Raw genomic sequence first — 20,114 nt, 5'->3', positions numbered from 1 at the left:
TTATGCAGCAGGCTGCAGGCCCAGGGACGCCAGTTGTTGCACGCTGCCCTTGAATTGGATCAGGCGTGGATCGTCCAGCGGCAGGGTGTGCCCGGTTTCCTTCTGGATGATGCCTTGCAGCTTGGCGTTGTCGACCGTGCCGTCGGCGCCGATGGCTTCGTGCAGTTTTTCCGGCGCGACCTGGGCGGTCTTGCCCGGTTCGAAGTAGATCGCCCCCGTGGCGAAGTCGACGCCGAACGCGATCAGGCCGGGGATCACATAGAACAGCAAGCCGACCGCATCGAGCACGGCAATCGCCGGGTCGATCTTGCCGTCGATCTGGCCACGGCGATCCGGGTAGAAAATCGAACCGCAGGCGGTGAGTTGGCTCAGCAGGGTGACGGCCAAGACGCCGCCAATGACACGGGAAGCGATACGCATAAAACTCTCCTGAACACTATTGATAAATGACTATATCGCACTGCCTGATCGTTCCCACGCTCTGCGTGGGAATGCATGCCGTGACGCTTTGCGTCAACTTGCGCAGGTATTGGAACGCGGAGCGTTCCGGGCGGTATTCCCACGCAGAGCGTGGGAACGATCTCAGTATGGGAGCGATGTTATTCAGACCCGCGCAAGCATCCGGCAGTTCGCCGTTATACTCGCCGCTCTGCTTTGGAGCCAGTATGAATTCGCTGCCGATTGATGATGTTTTACCCGCCCTGCGTGACGCCTTGGCGATTCGCCATGAAGCCGTGCTGGAAGCGCCCCCCGGCGCCGGTAAAACCACCCGCGTGCCCCTGGCCTTGTTGAATGAGCCGTGGCTCGCCGGGCAAACCATCCTGATGCTCGAACCCCGGCGCCTCGCCGCGCGGGCCGCTGCCGAGCGCCTGGCCAGCGAGTTGGGCGAGAAGGTCGGTGAAACGGTCGGCTACCGCATTCGCCTCGACAGCAAGGTCGGCCCCACTACCCGCATAGAAGTGGTCACCGAAGGCATCCTCACCCGGCGCCTGCAGGACGACCCGGCGCTGGACGGCGTGGGCCTGCTGATCTTTGACGAATTCCACGAGCGCAGCCTCGACGCCGACCTGGCGCTGGCCCTGAGCCTCAACGGCCGCGAGCTGTTTCGCGACGACCAACCGCTGAAAATCCTGCTGATGTCCGCCACCCTTGAAGGCGAGCGCCTGGCCGAGCTGCTGGATAATGCGCCGATCCTGCGCAGCGAAGGGCGCATGTTCCCGGTGCAGATGCGCTGGGGGCGGCCGTATCAGGCCGGGGAATTTATCGAGCCGCGCGTGGTGCAGACAATCCTTGAGGCCCTGCATGACGAGACCGGCAGCGTGCTGGTGTTTCTGCCGGGGCAGGCGGAGATTCGCCGGGTGCATCAACAACTGGCCGACGCCTTGGGGGATCACCCCACCGTTTTGCTGTGCCCGCTGCACGGCGAGCTCGACCTCAACGCCCAGCGCGCCGCCATCGACCCGGCGCCGGCCGATCAACGCAAAGTGGTACTGGCCACTAACATTGCCGAGACCAGCCTGACCATCAACGGCGTGCGCGTGGTCATCGACGCCGGGCTGGCGCGGGTGCCACGCTTCGACCCCGGCAGCGGCATGACGCGCCTCGACACCCAGCGCATCTCCCGCGCCAGCGCCACCCAGCGTGCCGGCCGGGCAGGGCGGTTGGAACCGGGGGTGTGTTATCGCCTGTGGTCCGAGGACCAGCATGAAGGGCTGGCCGCCTATGGCAGCGCGGAAATTCTCGCCGCCGACCTCGCCGGCCTGGCCTTGCAACTGGCGCGCTGGGGCGTCACGCCCGCGCAGTTAGTGTGGCTGGACCGGCCACCGACCGCCGCCTACGCCCAGGCCCAGGATTTACTCGTGCGCCTCGGCGCCTTGAATGACGAAACACTCACCGCCCATGGCCAGAAAATGGCCGAGTTGCCGGCCCATCCGCGTATCGCCCACTTGCTGCTGCGCGGACAGAACCTGGGCCTCGCCGCGATGGCCTGTGATGTCGCGGCGTTGTTGGGTGAGCGCGATATCCTGCGCGGCGCCGGTGCCGACTTGCACAGCCGCCTGGCGCTGTTGTCCGGCGAAGAGCGCGCCCGTGGTACCCAGGGTGGTGTGCAACGGGCCAAGCAGTTGGCCCGCCAATATCGCGGCTATTTAAGAGGCAAGGCCAACCAACCGGTGGCCGATCCTGATCATCCGCGTTGGCTTGGCGCCTTGCTGGCGTTGGCTTACCCGGACCGCGTCGCCCAACAGCGTCGCCCCGGTGGCGCCGAATACCGTTTGGCCAATGGGCGCGCCGCACTGTTTGCCGAAGCCGACAGTTTGATGAAACACGCCTGGCTGGTGATCGCCGACCTGGGCAGCCGCCAGGGCCAGCGTGAAGAACGCATCTACCTGGCGACGGCCTTCGACCCGGCGCTGTTCGACACGGTGCTGGCCGAGCAAGTGCGCAACGTCGACCAGCTCGACTGGGACGAGCGCGAAGGCGTATTGCGCGCCGAACGCCAGCGCAAGGTCGGTGAGCTGGTCCTCAGTCGTGAAGCGCTCACCGGCCTCGACGAGGCCACACGCAGCCAGGCCCTGGTTGATCTGGTCCGGCGCAAGGGCCTGGAGCTGTTGCCCTGGACACCGGAGCTGCGCCAATGGCAGGCACGCGTCCTGCTGCTGCGCCAGCTCGATGCCGGCAAAACCAGCGAATGGCCCGACGTCAGCGACAGCGCTTTGCTCGCGGGCCTGGAACACTGGCTGATGCCCTACCTGGGCAAAGTCTCGCGCTTGAGCCATTTCGCCCACCTGGATATTTCCAGCTACCTGCACAACCTGCTGCCCTGGCCACTGCCCCAGCGCCTCGACGAACTGGCGCCGCAGCATGTGAAAGTGCCCTCAGGCTCATCAGTACGCCTGGACTACAGCGAACACCCGCCGATCCTGGCGGTACGCCTGCAGGAGCTGTTCGGGCTGGCGGATACGCCACGGATTGCCGGCGGGCGCCAGGTGGTGAAATTGCACCTGTTGTCGCCTGCGCGGCGGCCGGTGCAGGTGACGCAGGACCTGGCGAACTTCTGGCGCAGTACCTATGCCGAGGTGAAGAAGGATTTGAAGGGGCGATACCCCAAGCATTACTGGCCGGATGATCCGTTGGTGGCCGAAGCGACGGCGCGGATCAAACCTAGAAAGCCTTGAGTGTAAGTAACTCCCCAGTCTTTTTGATGACTGGGGTGTTTACCTGAAAGTGTGGAATCACAGCAGGGGGGCTTGAAGGACTTAAAGCTCTTCAGGCGTGCTATCAAATTCCTTATGCGCGTTTAGCAACGACTTGCTCGATAGGGCGTGGATGCCGCAGGTGTACTCGATAAAAGAATGCTCGGCGGTTTCAGACTGAGCAATATTGTAGTTCTCAAAGGGCTGCATGGCCCTGCGCACTGGGGACTGATCCAGGATATTTTTGAATGTGGTGCTTGCGTCATCAGCGATCCACAGCCTTCTTGTTTTTCTCTGCTGGTTGCCATCGATGAATTTATGCCGGGCATGCAGGACCCGCAGGTTATCCATTACCAGAATGTCCCATCGGTATGCGGGAAAAAATCGCTCGACAGTTCGCCGTGATAATCATCCTTGAAACGTTGCCAGTCCTTGTTGATTGGCTCTCCACCGCCCACCACACCATGTTTATCGGACTTGGTATGAAACTGAATCAGCCCGAACTTGCCGGCGGTCTCCCTAAAGGCTTCCAGAGAGTGGTCTTGAGGCTTGATGACGCAATATCCATGCTCTTTCAGAAACGTACCATCCCTGTGCGATTCGATACGGATCCGTGTCCGAGCGGCGCGCATGATTGCCTATTGTTGTAATGAAATACAATATGCGGTGAAAAAATTAACTGTTTGGTGATTTTTTGTATTCTGTTTTGAGAGGAAACAATTGTGTTAGGCTGCTTGGCCCGTTATTGGACGAGGTAATGGCGAAGCTACGGCACTGATGGGCAGTCAATGATGCTCTAGATTTGGCTATCTTCTGGCATGACGCGCTGATCAGTCTTGAGTCGGCCGACTTGATCCAGGTGGCGCCAGAGAAACTGTGCGGCTTCTTCACGCCGGTCAGACTCGATGAGGTCGAGCAAATGGATGTGTTCCTGGCATTGCGCCTTCAGACGCGTGCGATCGATATTGGCTTTGTAGCCCATAAAGCGCCTGAGCTGATTCTGGTGGCGTATGGCGTCGATGAAAAACACATTGCCGGAACACTGCACGATCATTTCGTGAAACTGGGCGCCCACCTGGAACAATTGCGCGCGGGACAAAGTCTGGATCTCGCCGTCGATCAGGGCTTGTTGCTGTTGCCTGGCCTGGGCAAACGCGGCGTGATTGATCTGGTAACCGGGCTCAAGCAGCGCCGCCGGTTCGATGGCCATTCGGAAACGGTAGCTTTGAATGTGCGCCTGCGTGTTATGCACGAAGTCCTTGAGGCCCCACCCTTGGCCCGGCTTACGCTCCACCATGGCTTCGCTGGCCAGCCTGTTCAGCACCTTGAGCAACTGCCCCCGGGGCACCTCGTAACGCCGCAACAACTGCGCTTCGAAAAAGTGCGCAGGTATTTCCCCGCTCAGGATGTCGTCGACCACACGCAGGTAAAAGTCCTCGAAAGGATCGCTGGCGCAAGGGACTGCGGCTTCCTGAATCTGCCCGGCACCTTGTTTGAGGAAGTAGCCACGATTAGGCTCCTGAATGGCAAGGTCCCATTCGGCGAGCAAGGCAAACACCCGCCGGATAGGCGAGCGCGATACCCCGAGCGCTTGCGCAAATGTCTGCTCGCGCAAGGGCTCACCGGCTTTCATCGAACGGGCGCGAACCATGTCGATGACGCGTGGGGCCAATTGCAGGGCGAGGTCTTTCTTGATCACAGGTTTTATTCCGAATGGTTAGCTTCAGTCCGTTCCCGTCGGGGCAGATGCCCCCACCGCACTGGAGTGGGAAAATACCATACGAAGAGCATGAGTATTTGCACTGACCACTTTCGATAGCGTGGCGCTGGAGCCGCGAAGGAGGCTCCAGGCTGATGATTTGTTTATTCCCAGGATGGATATTTACCCATGCTCAAATTCAATGCTCACCTCGGTTTTCAATTTAACGAATTGCCTTTTCTGCAACGCATCGAAGCCGCTGCCGCTGCCGGTTTCAGTGCGGTGGAGTTCCCGTCACCCTATGAATTCGACGCAAGCCTGCTCGCCGACCACCTGGCCCAATACAACCTGCCGTTGATTCAGTTCGCGGCACCGGCTGGTGTTACCAAGGGCATCGCAGCCTTGCAGGGCAAGGAGCAGGAATTTCGCGATGGGCTGCGCGAGGCGGCCCGCTATGCGAAGGCGCTGAACTGCCCGGATGTGCACATCATGTCTGGCGTGACCACGCCCCAGGATGAGAGCGCGCCTGCCTATGCAAGTAACTTGGAATACGCGGTCAAGTACCTCGAAGATCAGGGTTTGCGAACGCTGATTGAAGTGATCAGCCCGCAGGCGATGCCAGGCTATTACATGTCCGACTTCAGCAAGGCCCAACAGGTGCTGGAAACCTTTACGAGTGTCGGACTGATTCTGGATCTTTACCATGCCCAGCTGTTGACCGGCGACGCAGCCGGGGTGCTGGCGCAGTTTTACGACAGGACCGTCCATGTACAAATCGCCGACAACCCGGGGCGTCATGAGCCGGGCACCGGGACCATGGACTTTGCCGCCTTGTTCGCGGCGCTGGAGCAGCGTGGCTACCCAGGGTGGATTGGCTGTGAATACCGTCCATCCGGCACCACGGTTACCAGCCTTGAGTGGCTTAAGCCGCTGCGTGCCTAAGTGTTGAAAGGCTAGGGGTCATTGCGCGGCAGGCAGCAGGAACCGGCCAATCACCGGCAAATGGTTGGAAATACGCAACGTGTCTTCCTGCCTTACCTTGGCCGCCACCCGCTTGATCCGCGAGCTGTAGAACAGGTAATCCAGCGTACGATCAGGCCCGTCGAGGCTTGGGTCATTGGGGAAGTGCGTCAGCCATTTCTCTCGGTCGATCCCGCTGGATTCACTGTTGCTCGGGATCATCGGGTATTTGTCCCACAGCAGGTGCAGCTCACTGTCCGGCGAATACTGGCCGCGTTTTTGCGCATCCAGGCGCAGGAATTGGCCCAGCGGCAGCGCATTGAAATCCCCGCCAATCACCCAGGGCGTGCCACGGCCTTCCAGTTTGTCCAGCAGCTTTACGGTCGCCTGTACTTGCTCCTGCACGGCACTGCGTCCAGGCATGCCGCCGTCCAGCCGCGTGTTGAGCACCGCCAGTTGGCCACCGTCGCTCAGGGGCAGGTAAGTCAACAGCAGGGCAGGCTTGGGCTGGAACTGGCGGCTGATGAACTTGGCCTGCGGGGTCGGCAATTGCAGGCGCTCGGCGTGTTCGATCTGGTAGCGGCTCAGGGTCGCCAATTTGCGGCCGACGCTGCCGAAGATATGCAGGTCGGGCACAAAGTCAGCTTTCCAGTCGAAGGCCTGGGCGCTGCAGGGGTAGAGGTCGACCAGGCGCTCCTGCAACAGGGCCAGCTGGTCTTGATAATGGGAGGGCTTGGCGCCTTCGTCGATTTCCTGCAACAGCAGGATGTCGGGCTGTTCGTCGCGGATCACCCGTGCCACTTCGTCAAGGCTGAAGGCCATGTCTTCAACCGTGGGGCGCTCGTCCGGGCCGCTGCCGTCGGCGGTGTCGTACCAGAACACGTAGTTCTTGCCGGCCAGGTATTGCACGTTCCAGGTCATCACCTTGAGTGCCTGCCCCGGCAGCAGGGTCGGCGCACGCGGCGCGACGCAGCTGACGGGCAGGGTTTCCTTGGCGACGGGGCGCCAGGTCAGGCTGTAGACCAGGGCCGTCAGCAGGCCCGCAATCAGCAGCAGGCTCAACAGGGTGATGCGCAATAAACGGGTCATCGGCTCGGCTTATGTGCGTTTCAGGATGGGCACGGAGCATATCACCGCACGTCGGCGTCGCCACCGATCAACATGAATAAACGGAACAGCACCACACTGGTGAACAGCTGCAGGAAACTGTGGGCGCTGTCCATCAACAGCCCCAGCAATGGCGCGGGTTCGGGATAGGCCGCCACGCTCGCGCCCTTGAGCAGCCACAGCGGGGTCATCACGCACAGCAGGCACACCAGGATGCGCCAGAAGTGCCCACGGGTCAGGCGCAGGCTTTCCTTCATCGCTTCAAGCGCCGACATGCCGCGCAAAACCAGCAGGTACTCGGCAAACGCCAGCACCACCATCAGCCACAGGCCCGGCAGTAAATACAGCGACAGCCCGAGCAGAATCAGCAGCGTGCTCATGGCGGTCAGCAGGGCGAAGCGCGGCCACATCGCCAATGCCATGGCCCATACGTCCTTGGTGCGTGGCGACTCGCCACGGGTGCGCGCGTCGAGAAACAGGATCAGCGCGCCGGTGTACAACGGGTACACCAGCAGCCCCACCACCACGCTGTAACCGCTGAAGGCATCCGGGCCCAGCGTGTGGTCGAGCACTTGTTGCAGCAGGGCTTCGAGGATTACCAGCGGCAGGCACAGCTGGACGATGGCGCCCAGGTTGCGTTGGGTGAAGCGGAAGGAGTCGCGCAGCACGTCTAGCGGATTCATCAGAGTCATCACAGGCCGAAAAAGCAGGGGCACACTTTAACCGATAGCGGGCCTGGGCAAGCAAACGTAAACCTTGCGTAAAGACCATTGAAACAATTGGTAACAGCCCCATAACTAGGGCGTACCTTGCCTGACGCCAGGCGGGACCCTGATTTTTACCGGCAATCTAACGAGGTCGCCATGAACAGCGAAGAACAAACCCTGATCGACGGACTGTTTTCACGGTTGCAGCAAGCCGAAACGGACTCAGCCCCCCGCGACGCCCAGGCCGAAGCGCGGATCAAGGAACACATGACTCGCCAACCGGCCGCCGGCTACTACATGACCCAGTCGCTGCTGGTGCAGGAACACGCGCTGCAGAGCCTCGATGCGCAAAACAAGCAGCAGGCCCAGCAGATCCAGCAATTGCAGGAAGAGCTGCAGCGCGCCAAGTCCGCGCCAGCGGCCCCGGCGAGCGGCGGCGGGTTTCTCTCGAGCATCTTTGGCGGCGGCGGCTCGCGCGATGCGCAGCCTGCGCCGAGCAACGCGGGCGGCGGTTGGCGTGAACCGGCGCGGCCAGCCTTCAACCAGCCGGCACCGCAACAGAATTATCAACAGCCGCAACCAGCGGCCGCCGCCGCGCCTGCGGGCAGCGGTTTCCTCGGTGGCGCGATGAAAACCGCCGCCGGCGTGGCCGGTGGTGTATTGCTCGCCGAAGGCATCAGCAGCCTGTTCCACCACAACCAGCAGCCGCAGGTGGTGGAAGAGATCATCGAGCAACCGGCGCCTGCCAGTGACCAGGGTGGCTGGGGCAATGATGACCAGAAGTTCGCGGGTAATGACAGCTGGGGCAGCAACAACGCGGACAGCTTCGCCGACAGCGATTATTCCGACGATTCCTCCTCCTTTGGCGATGACGATTCCTTCGTCTGACACACCCGGCCGGGGCGCTGCGGCGCTCCGGTCTGATTTTTTCCCGGAAACCTTCCCTTGGCTGGCATACTGGCAGCCTTTCCGGGCGCTGGCGCCTGGCTGTCATTGAGGAAGTGCGGTGAAGAAAATTGCAGTGTTCGCCGATGTGCAAAACCTCTATTACACCGTTCGCCAGGCCTATGGCTGCCACTTCAACTACGCGGCGCTGTGGGCGGATATCAGTGCCCATGGGCAGATCGTGGAGGCGTACGCCTACGCCATCGACCGTGGCGACAGCAAACAGCAGCAGTTCCAGCAGATCCTGCGCAACCTCGGCTTTACCGTGAAGCTCAAGCCTTATATCCAGCGCAGTGACGGCTCGGCCAAGGGCGACTGGGACGTCGGCATCACCATCGACATCATGGACGCCGCCGCGAACGTCGACGAAGTGGTGCTGGCCTCCGGCGATGGCGATTTCGACATGCTGCTCGACCGCATCATCCACAAGCATGGCGTGCAGGCCGTGGCCTACGGCGTGCCGGGGCTGACGGCCAACTCACTGATACGCGCCGCCAGCCGCTACGTGCCGATCGAAGGCGCGTTGCTGCTTAAATAAGCGCTGTGGCTCACTCAATTGTCAGACGGAGTTGGAACAGGTTTGGAACGTATAGCGGTCATCGACTTTGAAACCACCGGCATCACCCCGAGCAACCACTGCCGGGCCACGGAAATTGGCGTGGTCATCCTTGAGCGCGGGCAAATCGTCGACCGCTACCAGAGCCTGATGAATGCCGGCGTACGCGTGCCGGGCTTTATCGAACAACTCACCGGCATCAGCAACGCCATGCTGCGCAGCGCACCGCCGGCCGAGCGGGTGATGAACGAGGTCAACGAGTTCGTCGGCACCACGCCGTTGATGGCGCACAACGCCGCGTTCGACCAGAAGTTCTGGGACTTTGAGCTGAGCCTGATCCGCCGCACCCGCCTGCAGAAATTCGCCTGTTCTTTATTGCTGGCTCGTCGGTTGATGCCTTCGGCGCCGAATCACAAGCTCGGCACCCTCAACACCTACGCCCAACTGCCCCACACCGGCAAGGCTCACCGGGCGCTGGCGGATGCAGAAATGGCCGCCAACCTCACCGCGCACCTGGCCCAAGAACTGCGCCAGACCCATGGCCTGCGTGAGCTGTCACACGATTTGCTGTGCACCTTGCAGAAAGTCCCGGCGGCGAAGATCAATGAGCACCTGAAGAAACATCGCGGGTTCTAAAAACACTGCAGTTCCCAATGTGGGAGGGGGCTTGCCCCCGATAGCTAAGTGTCAGTCGCCAGATGTACTGGCTGACCCACTGCCATCGGGAGCAAGCCCCCTCCCACATTAGTTATGTGTTGTTCATCGAGGCTGTGTGCACGCTAACGCCTGGTCCACCACCCCCTTCGCCATCTCCACCAAATGCATCACCGCCCGCTGCGGCGCCTTCATCACCTCTCCCGAGGCATGTGCCGTCTCCACCGCGCAATGCAACAGATCCGCCGCATGGGCCAGGGCATCTTCGAAGCTCAGGTTGTCATTCAGGATAAAAGTGGGCGCATCCGGGGCGGACGCTTTGAGGTAGTAGTCGATGGCGCGACGGTGGAGCAGGGCGTCTTCGCTGAGGAAGTCGGCTTTGGACCTGGGTGGATCGGGGGTGACTTTGATCATGGTGAAACTTCTCCGTCAGGTAAGAAGCTGCACCCGTTCGCTTGCACACGAATTAGGGTGGCAGCAGTACGCAGGTGTGCAAGACCGAGACGGAGTCCGGTAGATCCGAAGATCTCCCGCGTACAGCTGCCATGACACTTAGCGCCTGAGATAAACCCAGGCGTAGAGAGTAAAGGCTATGCGTATTACCGTCGTCGGACTTGCACGTCCGGTCACCGAACATTCGATGACAGGGCGAGACTAGCTACCGAATCCGACGGAAACAAGGCCGTGGGATTCTCTCGGAAACGTCCCGCAAATGAAAGGGATGGGTCTTGCTGGCCACTGAAATACCGGTGTTTTCAGCTCGTTCCCACGCTCTGCGTGGGAATGCATCTTGCGACGCTCCGCGTTGCGATCAGCTCAACGACCAAGTGTACGGGCGGTTTAAACGGGTTTTGTAACTTATGTTTATCCCTCTGCCTTTCTAGAATAAGCCTCCCATCTCCTGCCATAGAGCCGCCCAATGCCTGGCCCACGTCGCTTTCCCTTACCGTTGATCGCCGCCTTTTTTGCGTTGTATGTGATCTGGGGTTCCACTTACCTGGTGATTCGCATCGGCGTTGAGTACTGGCCGCCGTTGTTGCTGGCGGGGATTCGGTTTTGCACGGCGGGCGCGTTGATGTATGGCTACCTCAGGTGGCGTGGCGCGCCCGCGCCGACGTGGGCGCAGTGGAAGGCTGCCGGGATGATCGGCATTTTGCTGCTCACCGTGGGCAATGGCGGCGTCAGCGTGGCCGAACATATGGGCGTGTCGTCCGGCGTGGCCGCGTTGGCGGTGGCGACGGTGCCGTTGTTTACCTTGTTGTTCGGTTTTTTCTGGGGCGCGCGTAATACGCGGCTGGAATGGGCCGGGGTGATTCTGGGGATTATCGGCATCGCCATGCTCAATATGGGCAGCACTCTGCAATCGAGCCCGATGGGCGCGGTGTTGCTGTTGATGGCGGCGGCTTCCTGGGCGTTCGGTTCGGTGTGGAGCCGCCACTTGCCGCTGCCCCAGGGCGCGATGGCGAGCGCTGCGGAGATGCTGGTGGCTGGCGTGGCGTTGCTGATTGTCAGCGCGGCGTCAGGTGAGCAGTTGCAGGCGATGCCGCCATTGGAGGGCTGGCTGGCCCTGGCCTATCTGACGGTGTTCGGCTCGATCATCGCCTTCAACGCCTACATGTACCTGCTCAAGCATGTGCGCCCGGCGGCGGCCACCAGCTATGCCTATGTGAACCCCGCCGTGGCGGTGTTGCTGGGGATTGTTTTCGTCGGCGAGTCCATCGGCCTGGAAGAAGCCTTGGCGATGTTGGTGATCATCAGCGCCGTATTGCTGATCAGCCTGCCGCAGTGGCGCAAGCCAAAGGCGGAAATAAGGTAAACTGCCGCGCATTACGCCCTTGCGCTGAATTTTTCCTACGGTAAACACATGACTTTCGCCTCCCTTGGCCTGATCGAACCCTTGCTGCGCGCCCTTGAGACGCTTGGCTACCAGACCCCGACGCCGGTGCAGGCGCAAGCCATTCCGGCGGTGCTGGCCGGTCGTGACCTGATGGCTGCGGCCCAGACCGGCACCGGCAAGACCGCCGGCTTTGCCTTGCCGCTGCTGCAGCTGCTGACAATGGAAGGGCCGAAAGTCGCCGCCAATTCGGCGCGTGCGCTGATCCTGTGTCCCACCCGCGAACTGGCCGAGCAGGTTCACGCCAGCGTTGCCGAGTACGCCCAACACCTGCCATTGACCACTTACGCGGTATATGGCGGCGTGAGCATCAACCCGCAGATGATGAAGCTGCGCAAGGGCGTGGACATCCTGGTTGCCACGCCCGGTCGCCTGATCGACCTGTTCCGCCAGAACGCGCTGAAACTCAATCAGCTGCAAACCCTGGTGCTGGACGAAGCCGACCGCATGCTCGACCTGGGCTTCTCCGAAGAGCTTGCCAACATTTATCGCATGCTGCCGAAAAAGCGCCAGACCCTGCTGTTCTCCGCGACCTTCTCCGATGACATCCGCCTGCTGGCCGGGCAGATGCTCAATGACCCGCTGAGCATCGAAGTCAGCCCGCGCAACGTCGCCGCCAACACCGTGAAACAGTGGGTGGTGCCGGTGGATAAAAAGCGCAAGGCGGAGTTGTTCGTGCACCTGATGCGCAAGGGCCGCTGGAAGCAGGTGCTGGTGTTTGCCAAAACCCGCAACGGCGTGGATGCGCTGGTGGATAAGTTGCAGGGGCTGGGCATCAACGCCGACGGCATCCATGGCGACAAACCCCAAGCCACCCGCCAGCGTGCGCTGGACCGCTTCAAGGCCAGCGACGTGCAGATCCTGGTCGCCACCGACGTGGCGGCCCGTGGCCTGGACATCGAAGACTTGCCGCTGGTGGTCAATTTCGACCTGCCAATCGTCGCGGAAGACTACATCCACCGCATCGGCCGCACCGGTCGCGCGGGCAACACCGGCGAGGCGATTTCGCTGGTATGTGCCGATGAAGTGAACATGCTCTCGGCGATCGAGATGCTGACCCGCCAGACCCTGACCCGCAACATGGAACCGGACTTCGAGCCGGAACACCGCGTGCCGGATACCGACGCCAGCGGGCAGGTGGTAAAGAAGCCGAAAAAGCCGAAGAAGCCCAAGACGTCGGGTGGCGGTGGTAAGCGCAATTTGGGCAAGTGGGTGGACAGCGGCGACGTGGCGCCGGCGGAGCCTTCGATCAAGCCGGTGCGCAAAGTGCCGGTTTTCAACACCGGGCCGCGTAAGAAGAAGTGATTTTGCGGTGTGGCTGATGGCCTCATCGGGGGCAAGCCCCCTCCCACACTTGACTGTATTCACAAATCAAAATGTGGGAGGGGGCTTGCCCCCGATGGCGGCTTTGATTCCACCACACAGCTCAGCTATTAAGCCATTCCAACAGCCCAAGCCCAGCCGCCCGGCCACTGGCAAAACACCCCGTCAGCAAATACCCCCCGGTCGGCGCCTCCCAGTCCAGCATCTCTCCGGCACAAAACACGCCCGGCATTTGCTTGAGCATCAGCCGCTCATCCAACGCTTCGAACGGCACACCGCCGGCCGTGCTGATGGCTTCATCCAGTGGCCGAGTCTTGACCAATGTCAGCGGCAACGCCTTGATATCCACCGCCAACTGCGTCGGGTCATTGAAGTGCTCAGCAGGAGCCAGCTCACGCAACAGCGCCGCCTTGACCCCATCCAGGCCCAGTTGACTGTGCAAATGCTTGCTCATCGACCGCGACCCGCGCGGCTTTGCCAGTGCCGCCTGCACCTTGTGCAACGGCTTGCTCGGCAGCAGATCGATATGCACGGTGGCGGCGCCGTCGCGGTTGATCGTTTCCCGAATCGGCGCCGACAGCGCATAGATCAGGCTGCCTTCGATACCGGTGGCGGTCACTACGCATTCGCCCAGGCGAGGTTTAGCATCCCCCAGCCCAATGGCGACGTTTTTCAACGGCGCCCCGGCGAATTTGCTGACCATCAAGTCGCTCCACGCCGACACCTCGAAACCGCAGTTGCTCGGCTGCAGGCGCACATAAGGCACGCCACGCTCTTCGAATAAATTGAGCCAGGCGCCATCGGAGCCCAGGCGCGACCAGCTGCCGCCGCCCAAGGCCAGGAGCACCGCAGCGCTGCGCACGGTTTTCTCGCCCTCCGGGCTGTGGATAAGTAAGTCACCTTCGGCATTCCACCCCAGCCAACGATGCCGGGTGTGGATAACCACACCTTGTTCACGCAGGCGCTTGAGCCAGGCACGCAGCAGCGGCGCGGCTTTCATGTCCGTAGGAAATACGCGGCCGGAGGTGCCGATAAAGGTTTCGATGCCCAGGCTGTGAATCCACTCGCACAATGCTTCGGCACCGAAGCTGCGCAGCAACGGCGCCATGTGCGGCGCGCGTTCGGCATAGCGCGAGAGGAACGCCGGGTAGGCTTCGGAATGGGTGATATTCATGCCGCCCACGCCGGCCAGCAGGAACTTGCGCCCCACTGAAGGCATGCCGTCGTACAGTTCCACGCGCACGCCCGCCCGGCTCAGGACTTCTGCAGCCATCAGCCCGGCAGGGCCGCCGCCGATGATGGAGACAGGGTGAGGAGAAGTCTGAGGCATGGGCAGGGCTACGGTGCGGTGAATAGGCCGAGCATTCTACCCGACGAAGGCGTAGCTGCCTGATCAAAAAACGTACACTTTCCTACAAGCCATACGGCTAACCGCTTTCAGACCGTTACGCTCAAGTTATCCACAGCTGGTTCCACAGGCATTGTGGGTAACGTCCACAGTTCAATGACAACCTGATGACGTCCACACGCGCTGCGCGCTGTGGTGCAGGATGCCGTGGCGGCGGGCCAGGGCAGGGCGGTCCTTGCTGTAGCCGCCACCGATCACGCCCATCAGCGGAATGTCGCGGCCTAGGCAGTGACGCATCACGCTTTCATCACGGGCGGCGACGCCGGCATCGGTCAGCTTGAGGTAACCGAGTGCGTCGTCCTTATGCACGTCCACGCCGGCGTCGTACAGCACCAGGTCCGGCTGATAGAGCGGCAGCAGGTAGTTGAGCGCGTCATCGACCACCTTGAGGTAGTCGGCATCGCCCATGCCCATCGGCAACGGAATGTCCCAGTCGCTCTGCGCCTTGCGCGCCGGAAAGTTTTTTTCGCAGTGCAGCGATACAGTGATGGCGTCCGGCGTGTCATGCAGGATGCGCGCGGTGCCGTCGCCCTGGTGTACGTCGCAGTCGAAGATCAGCACACGGTTGACCCGGCCGCTGGCCAGCAGGTAATGGCTGATCACGGCCAGGTCATTGAAGATGCAAAAGCCCGCCGGGTAATCGTAGTGGGCGTGATGGGTGCCCCCGGCGAGGTGACAGGCCAGGCCGTGTTCCAGCGCCTGTTCAGCCGCGAGGATCGAGCCGCCCACCGCACGCACGGTGCGTCGCGCCAGGGCTTCGCTCCACGGCAGGCCGAGGCGCCGTTGGTCCTCGCGAGACAACTCGCCGCTCATATAGCGTTCGATATACCCAGGTTCATGGGCCAGGCCCAGAATTTCTGCCGGGCACAGCTGCGGTCGCAGCAAACGGCTGTCCTCGGTCAGGCCGCTGTCCACCAGGTGATCGCGCAACAGGCGAAACTTGTCCATGGGGAAGCGGTGGTCCGCCGGGAACTCGGGGCTGTAGTCATCGTGGTAGATCAATGGCAAGGGCATGGGATTTTCTGACTGGAATCTGCGTCGGATCTTACCAGCGCTGTACACTCACGCACATGGCAAGGGAGGGGACCCATGGAGCCGATACTGGAATTGGAAAGCGCACGCCTGATCATGCGCCAATGGCGTGACAGCGACCTGCAGGCCTTTGCGCAGATGTGCGCCGACCCGCAGGTGATGCGTTATTTCCCGGCTAAATTGAGCCACCTGGAAAGCGCTGCACTGATTGGCCGGATCCGCGGCCACTTCGCCGAATATGGTTTTGGCTTTTGGGCTTTGCAGCGTAAGGACACCGGTGAATTCATCGGCCTCACCGGGCTGCAGAACGTCAGTTTTGAAGCGAATTTTACCCCGGCGGTGGAAATCGGCTGGCGTCTGGCCCGCGAGCACTGGGGCCTGGGTTACGCCAGCGAGGCGGCCTGGACCGCATTGCGTTGTGGTTTCGATCGCTTGAGCCTGGATGAGGTCGTCGCCTTCACCACCGAAGCCAATCTGCCATCACAAAAAGTCATGCAGGCCATCGGTATGCATTACGATCCGCAGGCAGATTTCGAACACCCCAAAGTCGCAGCCGATGACCCGCTGCGTCCGCATGTTTTATACCGCATCACCCGCGCCCAATGGTTGGACACGCTGCACGGATAAGCAGCCCGGAATGCCCTATCGAGTTTAGGAGTTGCTCTATGAGCCAAGTATTGGAAGATCTGGTGGACTTGCTGACCCTGGAGCCGATCGAGGAAAACCTCTTTCGCGGCCGCAGCCAGGACCTGGGTTTTCGCCAATTGTTCGGTGGCCAGGTGCTTGGCCAGTCACTGTCGGCGGCCAGCCAGACCGTCGAAGAGGCGCGCCACGTACATTCGCTGCACGGTTATTTCCTGCGTCCAGGGGACGCGGCATTGCCGGTGGTGTATTCGGTGGACCGCGTGCGCGACGGCGGCAGTTTCAGCACGCGCCGCGTCACGGCGATCCAGAAGGGCCACCCGATTTTCACCTGCACCACTTCGTTCCAGTACGACGAAGCAGGTTTCGAACACCAGACCACCATGCCCGTGGTGGTCGGCCCGGAGAACCTGCCGTCGGAGCTGGAACTGACTCAGCAGCGTGCGCACCTGATCCCGGAGCACATGCGCGACAAGCTGCTGTGCCCCAAGCCCATCGAAGTGCGGCCTGTTACCGAAAAAGACCCGTTCAACCCGCAGCCGTCCGACCCGGTCAAGTACGTGTGGTTTCGTGCCGACGGCGCCCTGGCCGATGCGCCGGCGTTGCATAAATACCTATTGGCCTACGCCTCGGACTTCGGCCTGTTGACCACCTCGCTGCTGCCCCATGGCAAGACCGTGTGGCACAAAGATATGCAGGTCGCCAGCCTCGACCACGCGCTGTGGTTCCACGCTGATCTGCGCGCCGATGATTGGTTGCTGTATGCCATGGACAGCCCATGGGCTGGCAATTCCAGGGGCTTTTCCCGGGGCAGCGTGTACAACCGCGCCGGGCAACTGGTGGCGTCGGTGACCCAGGAAGGCTTGATTCGCCATCGCAAGGACTGGGCATGAGCCTGGCCGACGTCCGGCATTGGGTGTTTGATATGGACGGCACCCTCACGGTGGCCGTGCATGATTTTGCGGCCATCCGGGTTGCGCTGGAGATTCCTGCTGAAGACGATATTCTCACGCACCTTGCCGCATTGCCGGCGGATATCGCGGCGGCCAAGCATGCCTGGTTGCTGGAACACGAGCGCGAACTGGCGCTGGGTTCGGTCGCCGCCGAGGGCGCGGTGGAACTGGTGCGCGAGCTGGCCGCACGCGGTTATCGCCTGGGCATTTTGACGCGCAATGCGCAGGAACTGGCGCATGTCACCCTGCAAGCGATTGGCCTGGCGGACTGTTTTGCCGCCGAGGACGTGCTGGGGCGGGAGGACGCACCGCCCAAGCCGGATCCGGGCGGCTTGTTGAAGCTGGCGGCGGCCTGGGATGTCACACCGAGCGAGATGGTGATGGTTGGCGATTACCGCTTCGACCTGGATTGCGGCCGGGCGGCCGGGACGCGGACGGTGCTGGTTAATTTGCCGCAGAACCCGTGGCCGGAGTTGGCGGATTGGCATGCCGAGGATTGTGCGGTATTGCGCCAGATGATCCAGTCCAGCCAATAGAGATCAAATGTGGGAGGGGGCTTGCCCCCGATGGCGGTCTGTCACTTAAAGGATTGCTGACAGTTACACCGCTATCGGGGGCAAGCCCCCTCCCACATTTTTATCCGGCTTCGTCAGTTATTGCGCGAACAGGGCTCTCTGGCCCTCGGGCGAGGTAAACATTTTATCCCCGTCATGCCCCACTCCCGGTACTTCTACCAGCCTGTGACCCAACTGCGGATGCCGCTGCTTGAGGGCGTCAAAATAGTTGTGCCCGCGAATCAGCCGATACGCACCCTGGGTTTCGGCTTCGCAGCTTTTGTCCAGCGCCGGGTGGTTGGGGTCGGTGTCTTGTTGGCCCAGCAGGTACGTGACATCGCGTGAAACATAAGCCTGCTCCAGTTGCTCGGCGCCCTGGCCCTTGGCGTAGTCCGGTACACCTTGCATGCCGTACTTCCAGTCGTTGAAATCAGGGCAACCGGCCGTTTCGAACTTCACCGGGCGTTGTGGGCTGAAGTAGGCGTAGGACGATGGGTTGGCCACCACATACCGCAGGCGGATGCCTTCGGTCTGCAGCATTGGGTGAGCGTGGCCGGTGACCGCGAAGCGCTGTACCACCTGGCCGCCACCGGAATGCCCGGCGACGACGATTTCTTTCAGATGCGGGAACAGTGCGCGGTTGCCCAGGTGTTGGATGATCTGGTCGAGGGCGCCAAAAGAGCTGACCGGGCCCGGACCGATGGACGGCGCGCCGGCCATCCAGTCATTGCCCTTCCAGCGCAGCACCTGGTCATCCAGGTGGTGACGTTCAACGTCCGACTGGTTGAGAAACTGCGGCGCAATCACCAGCACGGTACCGCCAGCCCCGGCATGGGCCGCGGCATCGATCCCGCTTTTCAGATAGGTCTGCGCATTGCGCAGGCGGCCGTGCACGATAATCAGCGCGCGGGTGACCTCCGGCAGCGGCTGGCGCCAATCCTGGCTCAAGCCCAGGCTGAGCTCGCCCGCATCCACATGAAAACGCTCAGGGCTGACCAGGTTGACGCCGTGTTCGGCAGCCAACGCTGAACAGGACATCAACCACGCCAGCAGCCAGCCCACGCGTTTATGCATTTAAAGACTCTTGGCCGTAAAGGTGTCGCATTGGGAGATTTGGCCCTGAGCGAAGCCGGTCTTGAACCAGCGCACGCGCTGAGCCGACGTGCCGTGGGTAAACGAGTCCGGCACCACGCGCCCTTGGCCCTGTTGCTGCAGGCGGTCGTCGCCAATGGCGTTGGCGGCATTCAGTGCTTCTTCGATATCGCCAGGTTCCAGCCAGTTCAGGCGTTTTTGCGCGCGGTTGGCCCAGACGCCGGCAAAGCAGTCGGCTTGCAACTCCTGGCGCACCAGCAGGCCACCGTCGCCTTGCATCGGCCGGCCCTGTTGGCGTGCGGCCTGGATCTTGGACGAGATGCCTAGCAGGGTTTGTACGTGGTGCCCGACTTCGTGGGCGATCACATACGCCTGGGCGAAATCGCCGGCGGCCTGGAAGCGTTGCGACATTTCACGGAAGAAATCCAGGTCCAGGTACACCTGCTGGTCAGCAGGGCAATAGAACGGGCCGCTGGCCGAGGTGGCGCCACCGCAGGCGGAGTTCACCCGGCCACGGAACAGGATCAGTTTCGGGTTCTTATAAGCCAGGCCGTTCTCCTGGAACACCTGGCCCCAGGTGTCTTCGGTATCGCCTAGCACCGCGCGCACGAAGTCGGCCTGCTCGTCGTTGGCCGGCGGAGCCTGACGCGATTGCGTGCTGACCGACGGCGCCTGCTCCATCTGGCCGGTCAATTGGCCGAGGATCTGCATCGGGTCCTGGCCGGTGAGCCAGCCGATGCCGACGATCAGCACGATAGCGGTCAGGCTCAGGCCCTTGCCGCCACCGAAGCGCATCCCGCCACCGCCGCCACCGCCGCTGTCATCGCGGGCATCCACCACGTTGTCGCTGCGTCGGCCTTTTTTCCATAGCATGGGGCAATCCTCTCGTTAACGGTCCGGCAAAAATATGGATGGAGTATGGTCGTAGTTAGCGGCAATAGCCTTCGCCGCTGGCGACAATCAGGCAGTCTTTTTTATCGGCCAGCCATTTCAAGCCAGTGGCTGCGCCATCCCCGGCGCGCAGCACCTGCGGGCCGTCCGGGCGGGTGAAGGCGATGCCATCATCGGTTGCCTGGCCCTTGAACGTGCCGGATGCATCGGCATCCAGGCCATATTGCATGGTCAGGATGTAATGACCGCGGCCGATGCTGTCGTCCTTGGCGATGCTCAGGTTCAAGCCTTCGACGCCGATCCACTTGCCCACCCATTTATCGGTGGGTGGCGTTTCGGGTACCAGGGTCGCCTGCACGGACGCGGGGGCGGGCTTGGGGGCTTCTTTCGGCGTTTTATCGCAGGCAGAGAGCAGGGCGAGGGCAGACAGGGCAAACAGGATTTTTTTCATAGCGGCAGGGCCTTGATTAAAAAGTGTGCAACGCCGGGGCGCGCGTGCTGGG

Annotated in this window: 22 protein-coding genes; 10 read left to right on the top strand and 12 right to left on the bottom strand. The window is 61.7% G+C overall.

Annotated features, from left to right (window positions below; all coding sequences use genetic code 11):
- On the bottom strand, positions 1 to 420 hold the full coding sequence (locus C4J86_RS22975) for a polyribonucleotide nucleotidyltransferase (RefSeq protein WP_124368458.1): 420 nt from the start codon (positions 418 to 420) through the stop codon (positions 1 to 3).
- Between the two features lie 245 nt (positions 421 to 665).
- On the opposite strand from C4J86_RS22975, the gene hrpB reads away from it, so the two are divergent.
- The gene (gene hrpB, locus C4J86_RS22965) at positions 666 to 3,176 is read left to right on the top strand and encodes an ATP-dependent helicase HrpB (RefSeq protein ID WP_124371955.1); all 2,511 of its coding nucleotides are present in this window, start codon (positions 666 to 668) and stop codon (positions 3,174 to 3,176) included.
- 81 nt (positions 3,177 to 3,257) lie between these two features.
- Here hrpB and C4J86_RS27145 read toward each other — a convergent pair whose 3' ends face one another.
- From C4J86_RS27145 to C4J86_RS22955, 3 genes are all read right to left on the bottom strand, one after another.
- Positions 3,258 to 3,545: a hypothetical protein gene (locus C4J86_RS27145; protein WP_256660108.1), complete on the bottom strand. Its 288-nt coding sequence runs from the start codon at positions 3,543 to 3,545 to the stop codon at positions 3,258 to 3,260.
- Positions 3,545 to 3,826, bottom strand: coding sequence for a hypothetical protein (locus tag C4J86_RS27140; RefSeq protein ID WP_256660107.1), 282 nt, complete (start codon positions 3,824 to 3,826; stop codon positions 3,545 to 3,547). Before C4J86_RS27140 ends, C4J86_RS27145 begins: the two co-directional genes overlap by 1 nt.
- Positions 3,827 to 3,990: 164 nt before the next feature.
- The gene (locus C4J86_RS22955) at positions 3,991 to 4,893 is read right to left on the bottom strand and encodes a GntR family transcriptional regulator (protein ID WP_124371954.1); all 903 of its coding nucleotides are present in this window, start codon (positions 4,891 to 4,893) and stop codon (positions 3,991 to 3,993) included.
- A gap of 189 nt (positions 4,894 to 5,082) precedes the next feature.
- On the opposite strand from C4J86_RS22955, the gene C4J86_RS22950 reads away from it, so the two are divergent.
- Positions 5,083 to 5,835 carry a hydroxypyruvate isomerase family protein gene (locus C4J86_RS22950; protein ID WP_124371953.1) on the top strand — a complete coding sequence of 251 codons (753 nt, stop codon included), beginning with the start codon at positions 5,083 to 5,085 and terminating at the stop codon, positions 5,833 to 5,835.
- 18 nt (positions 5,836 to 5,853) lie between these two features.
- On the opposite strand, the gene C4J86_RS22945 is transcribed toward C4J86_RS22950, so the two are convergent.
- Positions 5,854 to 6,942, bottom strand: coding sequence for an endonuclease/exonuclease/phosphatase family protein (locus C4J86_RS22945; protein ID WP_124371952.1), 1,089 nt, complete (start codon positions 6,940 to 6,942; stop codon positions 5,854 to 5,856).
- Between the two features lie 41 nt (positions 6,943 to 6,983).
- Positions 6,984 to 7,643 (bottom strand): YciC family protein, encoded by a 660-nt coding sequence (locus C4J86_RS22940; protein WP_124371951.1) that lies wholly within the window; start codon positions 7,641 to 7,643, stop codon positions 6,984 to 6,986.
- 180 nt (positions 7,644 to 7,823) lie between these two features.
- Between C4J86_RS22940 and C4J86_RS22935 the strand changes: the two genes are divergently transcribed.
- From C4J86_RS22935 to C4J86_RS22925, 3 genes are all read left to right on the top strand, one after another.
- Positions 7,824 to 8,555 (top strand): DUF2076 domain-containing protein, encoded by a 732-nt coding sequence (locus C4J86_RS22935; RefSeq protein WP_124368451.1) that lies wholly within the window; start codon positions 7,824 to 7,826, stop codon positions 8,553 to 8,555.
- Between the two features lie 118 nt (positions 8,556 to 8,673).
- Positions 8,674 to 9,150, top strand: coding sequence for an NYN domain-containing protein (locus C4J86_RS22930; protein ID WP_124364522.1), 477 nt, complete (start codon positions 8,674 to 8,676; stop codon positions 9,148 to 9,150).
- Positions 9,151 to 9,192: 42 nt separating this feature from the next.
- Positions 9,193 to 9,804, top strand: a complete 612-nt coding sequence (locus C4J86_RS22925) for a PolC-type DNA polymerase III (protein WP_124371950.1) — start codon at positions 9,193 to 9,195, stop codon at positions 9,802 to 9,804.
- Between the two features lie 123 nt (positions 9,805 to 9,927).
- On the opposite strand, the gene C4J86_RS22920 is transcribed toward C4J86_RS22925, so the two are convergent.
- Positions 9,928 to 10,236: a DUF3077 domain-containing protein gene (locus tag C4J86_RS22920; RefSeq protein WP_124371949.1), complete on the bottom strand. Its 309-nt coding sequence runs from the start codon at positions 10,234 to 10,236 to the stop codon at positions 9,928 to 9,930.
- A gap of 505 nt (positions 10,237 to 10,741) precedes the next feature.
- Here C4J86_RS22920 and yedA point away from each other — a divergent pair.
- Positions 10,742 to 11,638, top strand: a complete 897-nt coding sequence (gene yedA, locus C4J86_RS22915; protein ID WP_124371948.1) for a drug/metabolite exporter YedA — start codon at positions 10,742 to 10,744, stop codon at positions 11,636 to 11,638.
- 48 nt (positions 11,639 to 11,686) lie between these two features.
- Positions 11,687 to 13,021, top strand: a complete 1,335-nt coding sequence (locus tag C4J86_RS22910; protein ID WP_124371947.1) for a DEAD/DEAH box helicase — start codon at positions 11,687 to 11,689, stop codon at positions 13,019 to 13,021.
- Between the two features lie 121 nt (positions 13,022 to 13,142).
- Here the strand turns inward: C4J86_RS22910 and C4J86_RS22905 are convergent, their stop codons facing one another.
- Both C4J86_RS22905 and C4J86_RS22900 read right to left on the bottom strand, forming a co-directional pair.
- Positions 13,143 to 14,369, bottom strand: coding sequence for a TIGR03862 family flavoprotein (locus C4J86_RS22905; RefSeq protein WP_124371946.1), 1,227 nt, complete (start codon positions 14,367 to 14,369; stop codon positions 13,143 to 13,145).
- Positions 14,370 to 14,540: 171 nt separating this feature from the next.
- A complete protein-coding gene (locus tag C4J86_RS22900; protein WP_124371945.1) occupies positions 14,541 to 15,461 on the bottom strand; it encodes a histone deacetylase in 921 nt (306 codons plus the stop codon).
- A gap of 75 nt (positions 15,462 to 15,536) precedes the next feature.
- Here C4J86_RS22900 and C4J86_RS22895 point away from each other — a divergent pair, with 75 nt between their 5' ends.
- The 3 genes from C4J86_RS22895 to C4J86_RS22885 are packed head-to-tail and all read left to right on the top strand — an operon-like array spanning position 15,537 to position 17,610.
- On the top strand, positions 15,537 to 16,106 hold the full coding sequence (locus tag C4J86_RS22895) for a GNAT family N-acetyltransferase (RefSeq protein ID WP_124371944.1): 570 nt from the start codon (positions 15,537 to 15,539) through the stop codon (positions 16,104 to 16,106).
- A 38-nt stretch (positions 16,107 to 16,144) separates the two neighbouring features.
- Positions 16,145 to 17,014: an acyl-CoA thioesterase II gene (gene tesB, locus C4J86_RS22890; protein WP_124364513.1), complete on the top strand. Its 870-nt coding sequence runs from the start codon at positions 16,145 to 16,147 to the stop codon at positions 17,012 to 17,014.
- Positions 17,011 to 17,610 (top strand): HAD family hydrolase, encoded by a 600-nt coding sequence (locus C4J86_RS22885; RefSeq protein ID WP_124371943.1) that lies wholly within the window; start codon positions 17,011 to 17,013, stop codon positions 17,608 to 17,610. Before tesB ends, C4J86_RS22885 begins: the two co-directional genes overlap by 4 nt.
- A 117-nt stretch (positions 17,611 to 17,727) precedes the next feature.
- Here the strand turns inward: C4J86_RS22885 and C4J86_RS22880 are convergent, their stop codons facing one another.
- Genes C4J86_RS22880 through C4J86_RS22870 form a run of 3 tightly spaced genes read right to left on the bottom strand, consistent with a single transcriptional unit; the run spans position 17,728 to position 20,062 of the window.
- A complete protein-coding gene (locus C4J86_RS22880; RefSeq protein WP_124371942.1) occupies positions 17,728 to 18,702 on the bottom strand; it encodes an alpha/beta hydrolase in 975 nt (324 codons plus the stop codon).
- Entirely contained in the window at positions 18,703 to 19,593 is an 891-nt protein-coding gene (locus C4J86_RS22875; RefSeq protein ID WP_124368442.1) for a neutral zinc metallopeptidase, read from the bottom strand.
- Between the two features lie 55 nt (positions 19,594 to 19,648).
- Positions 19,649 to 20,062: a lipoprotein gene (locus C4J86_RS22870; RefSeq protein WP_124371941.1), complete on the bottom strand. Its 414-nt coding sequence runs from the start codon at positions 20,060 to 20,062 to the stop codon at positions 19,649 to 19,651.
- Positions 20,063 to 20,114: the final 52 nt, after the last annotated feature.

Source organism: Pseudomonas sp. R2-7-07, assembly GCF_003852355.1.
Lineage (GTDB): Bacteria > Pseudomonadota > Gammaproteobacteria > Pseudomonadales > Pseudomonadaceae > Aquipseudomonas.
The sequence above is the reverse complement of the archived record's forward strand: the minus strand, read 5'-3'. Positions and strand labels throughout refer to the sequence as shown.

Excerpts from the sequence above, each read along its gene's own strand:
- C4J86_RS22975 (WP_124368458.1), bottom strand. The coding sequence starts at position 420 with ATGCGTATCGCTTCCCGTGTCATTGGCGGCGTCTTGGCCGTCACCCTG.
- hrpB (WP_124371955.1), top strand. The coding sequence starts at position 666 with ATGAATTCGCTGCCGATTGATGATGTTTTACCCGCCCTGCGTGACGCC.
- C4J86_RS27145 (WP_256660108.1), bottom strand. The coding sequence starts at position 3,545 with ATGGATAACCTGCGGGTCCTGCATGCCCGGCATAAATTCATCGATGGC.
- C4J86_RS27140 (WP_256660107.1), bottom strand. The coding sequence starts at position 3,826 with ATGCGCGCCGCTCGGACACGGATCCGTATCGAATCGCACAGGGATGGT.
- C4J86_RS22950 (WP_124371953.1), top strand. The coding sequence starts at position 5,083 with ATGCTCAAATTCAATGCTCACCTCGGTTTTCAATTTAACGAATTGCCT.
- C4J86_RS22945 (WP_124371952.1), bottom strand. The coding sequence starts at position 6,942 with ATGACCCGTTTATTGCGCATCACCCTGTTGAGCCTGCTGCTGATTGCG.
- C4J86_RS22940 (WP_124371951.1), bottom strand. The coding sequence starts at position 7,643 with ATGAATCCGCTAGACGTGCTGCGCGACTCCTTCCGCTTCACCCAACGC.
- C4J86_RS22935 (WP_124368451.1), top strand. The coding sequence starts at position 7,824 with ATGAACAGCGAAGAACAAACCCTGATCGACGGACTGTTTTCACGGTTG.
- C4J86_RS22920 (WP_124371949.1), bottom strand. The coding sequence starts at position 10,236 with ATGATCAAAGTCACCCCCGATCCACCCAGGTCCAAAGCCGACTTCCTC.
- yedA (WP_124371948.1), top strand. The coding sequence starts at position 10,742 with ATGCCTGGCCCACGTCGCTTTCCCTTACCGTTGATCGCCGCCTTTTTT.
- C4J86_RS22910 (WP_124371947.1), top strand. The coding sequence starts at position 11,687 with ATGACTTTCGCCTCCCTTGGCCTGATCGAACCCTTGCTGCGCGCCCTT.
- C4J86_RS22905 (WP_124371946.1), bottom strand. The coding sequence starts at position 14,369 with ATGCCTCAGACTTCTCCTCACCCTGTCTCCATCATCGGCGGCGGCCCT.
- C4J86_RS22900 (WP_124371945.1), bottom strand. The coding sequence starts at position 15,461 with ATGCCCTTGCCATTGATCTACCACGATGACTACAGCCCCGAGTTCCCG.
- C4J86_RS22895 (WP_124371944.1), top strand. The coding sequence starts at position 15,537 with ATGGAGCCGATACTGGAATTGGAAAGCGCACGCCTGATCATGCGCCAA.
- tesB (WP_124364513.1), top strand. The coding sequence starts at position 16,145 with ATGAGCCAAGTATTGGAAGATCTGGTGGACTTGCTGACCCTGGAGCCG.
- C4J86_RS22885 (WP_124371943.1), top strand. The coding sequence starts at position 17,011 with ATGAGCCTGGCCGACGTCCGGCATTGGGTGTTTGATATGGACGGCACC.
- C4J86_RS22880 (WP_124371942.1), bottom strand. The coding sequence starts at position 18,702 with ATGCATAAACGCGTGGGCTGGCTGCTGGCGTGGTTGATGTCCTGTTCA.
- C4J86_RS22875 (WP_124368442.1), bottom strand. The coding sequence starts at position 19,593 with ATGCTATGGAAAAAAGGCCGACGCAGCGACAACGTGGTGGATGCCCGC.
- C4J86_RS22870 (WP_124371941.1), bottom strand. The coding sequence starts at position 20,062 with ATGAAAAAAATCCTGTTTGCCCTGTCTGCCCTCGCCCTGCTCTCTGCC.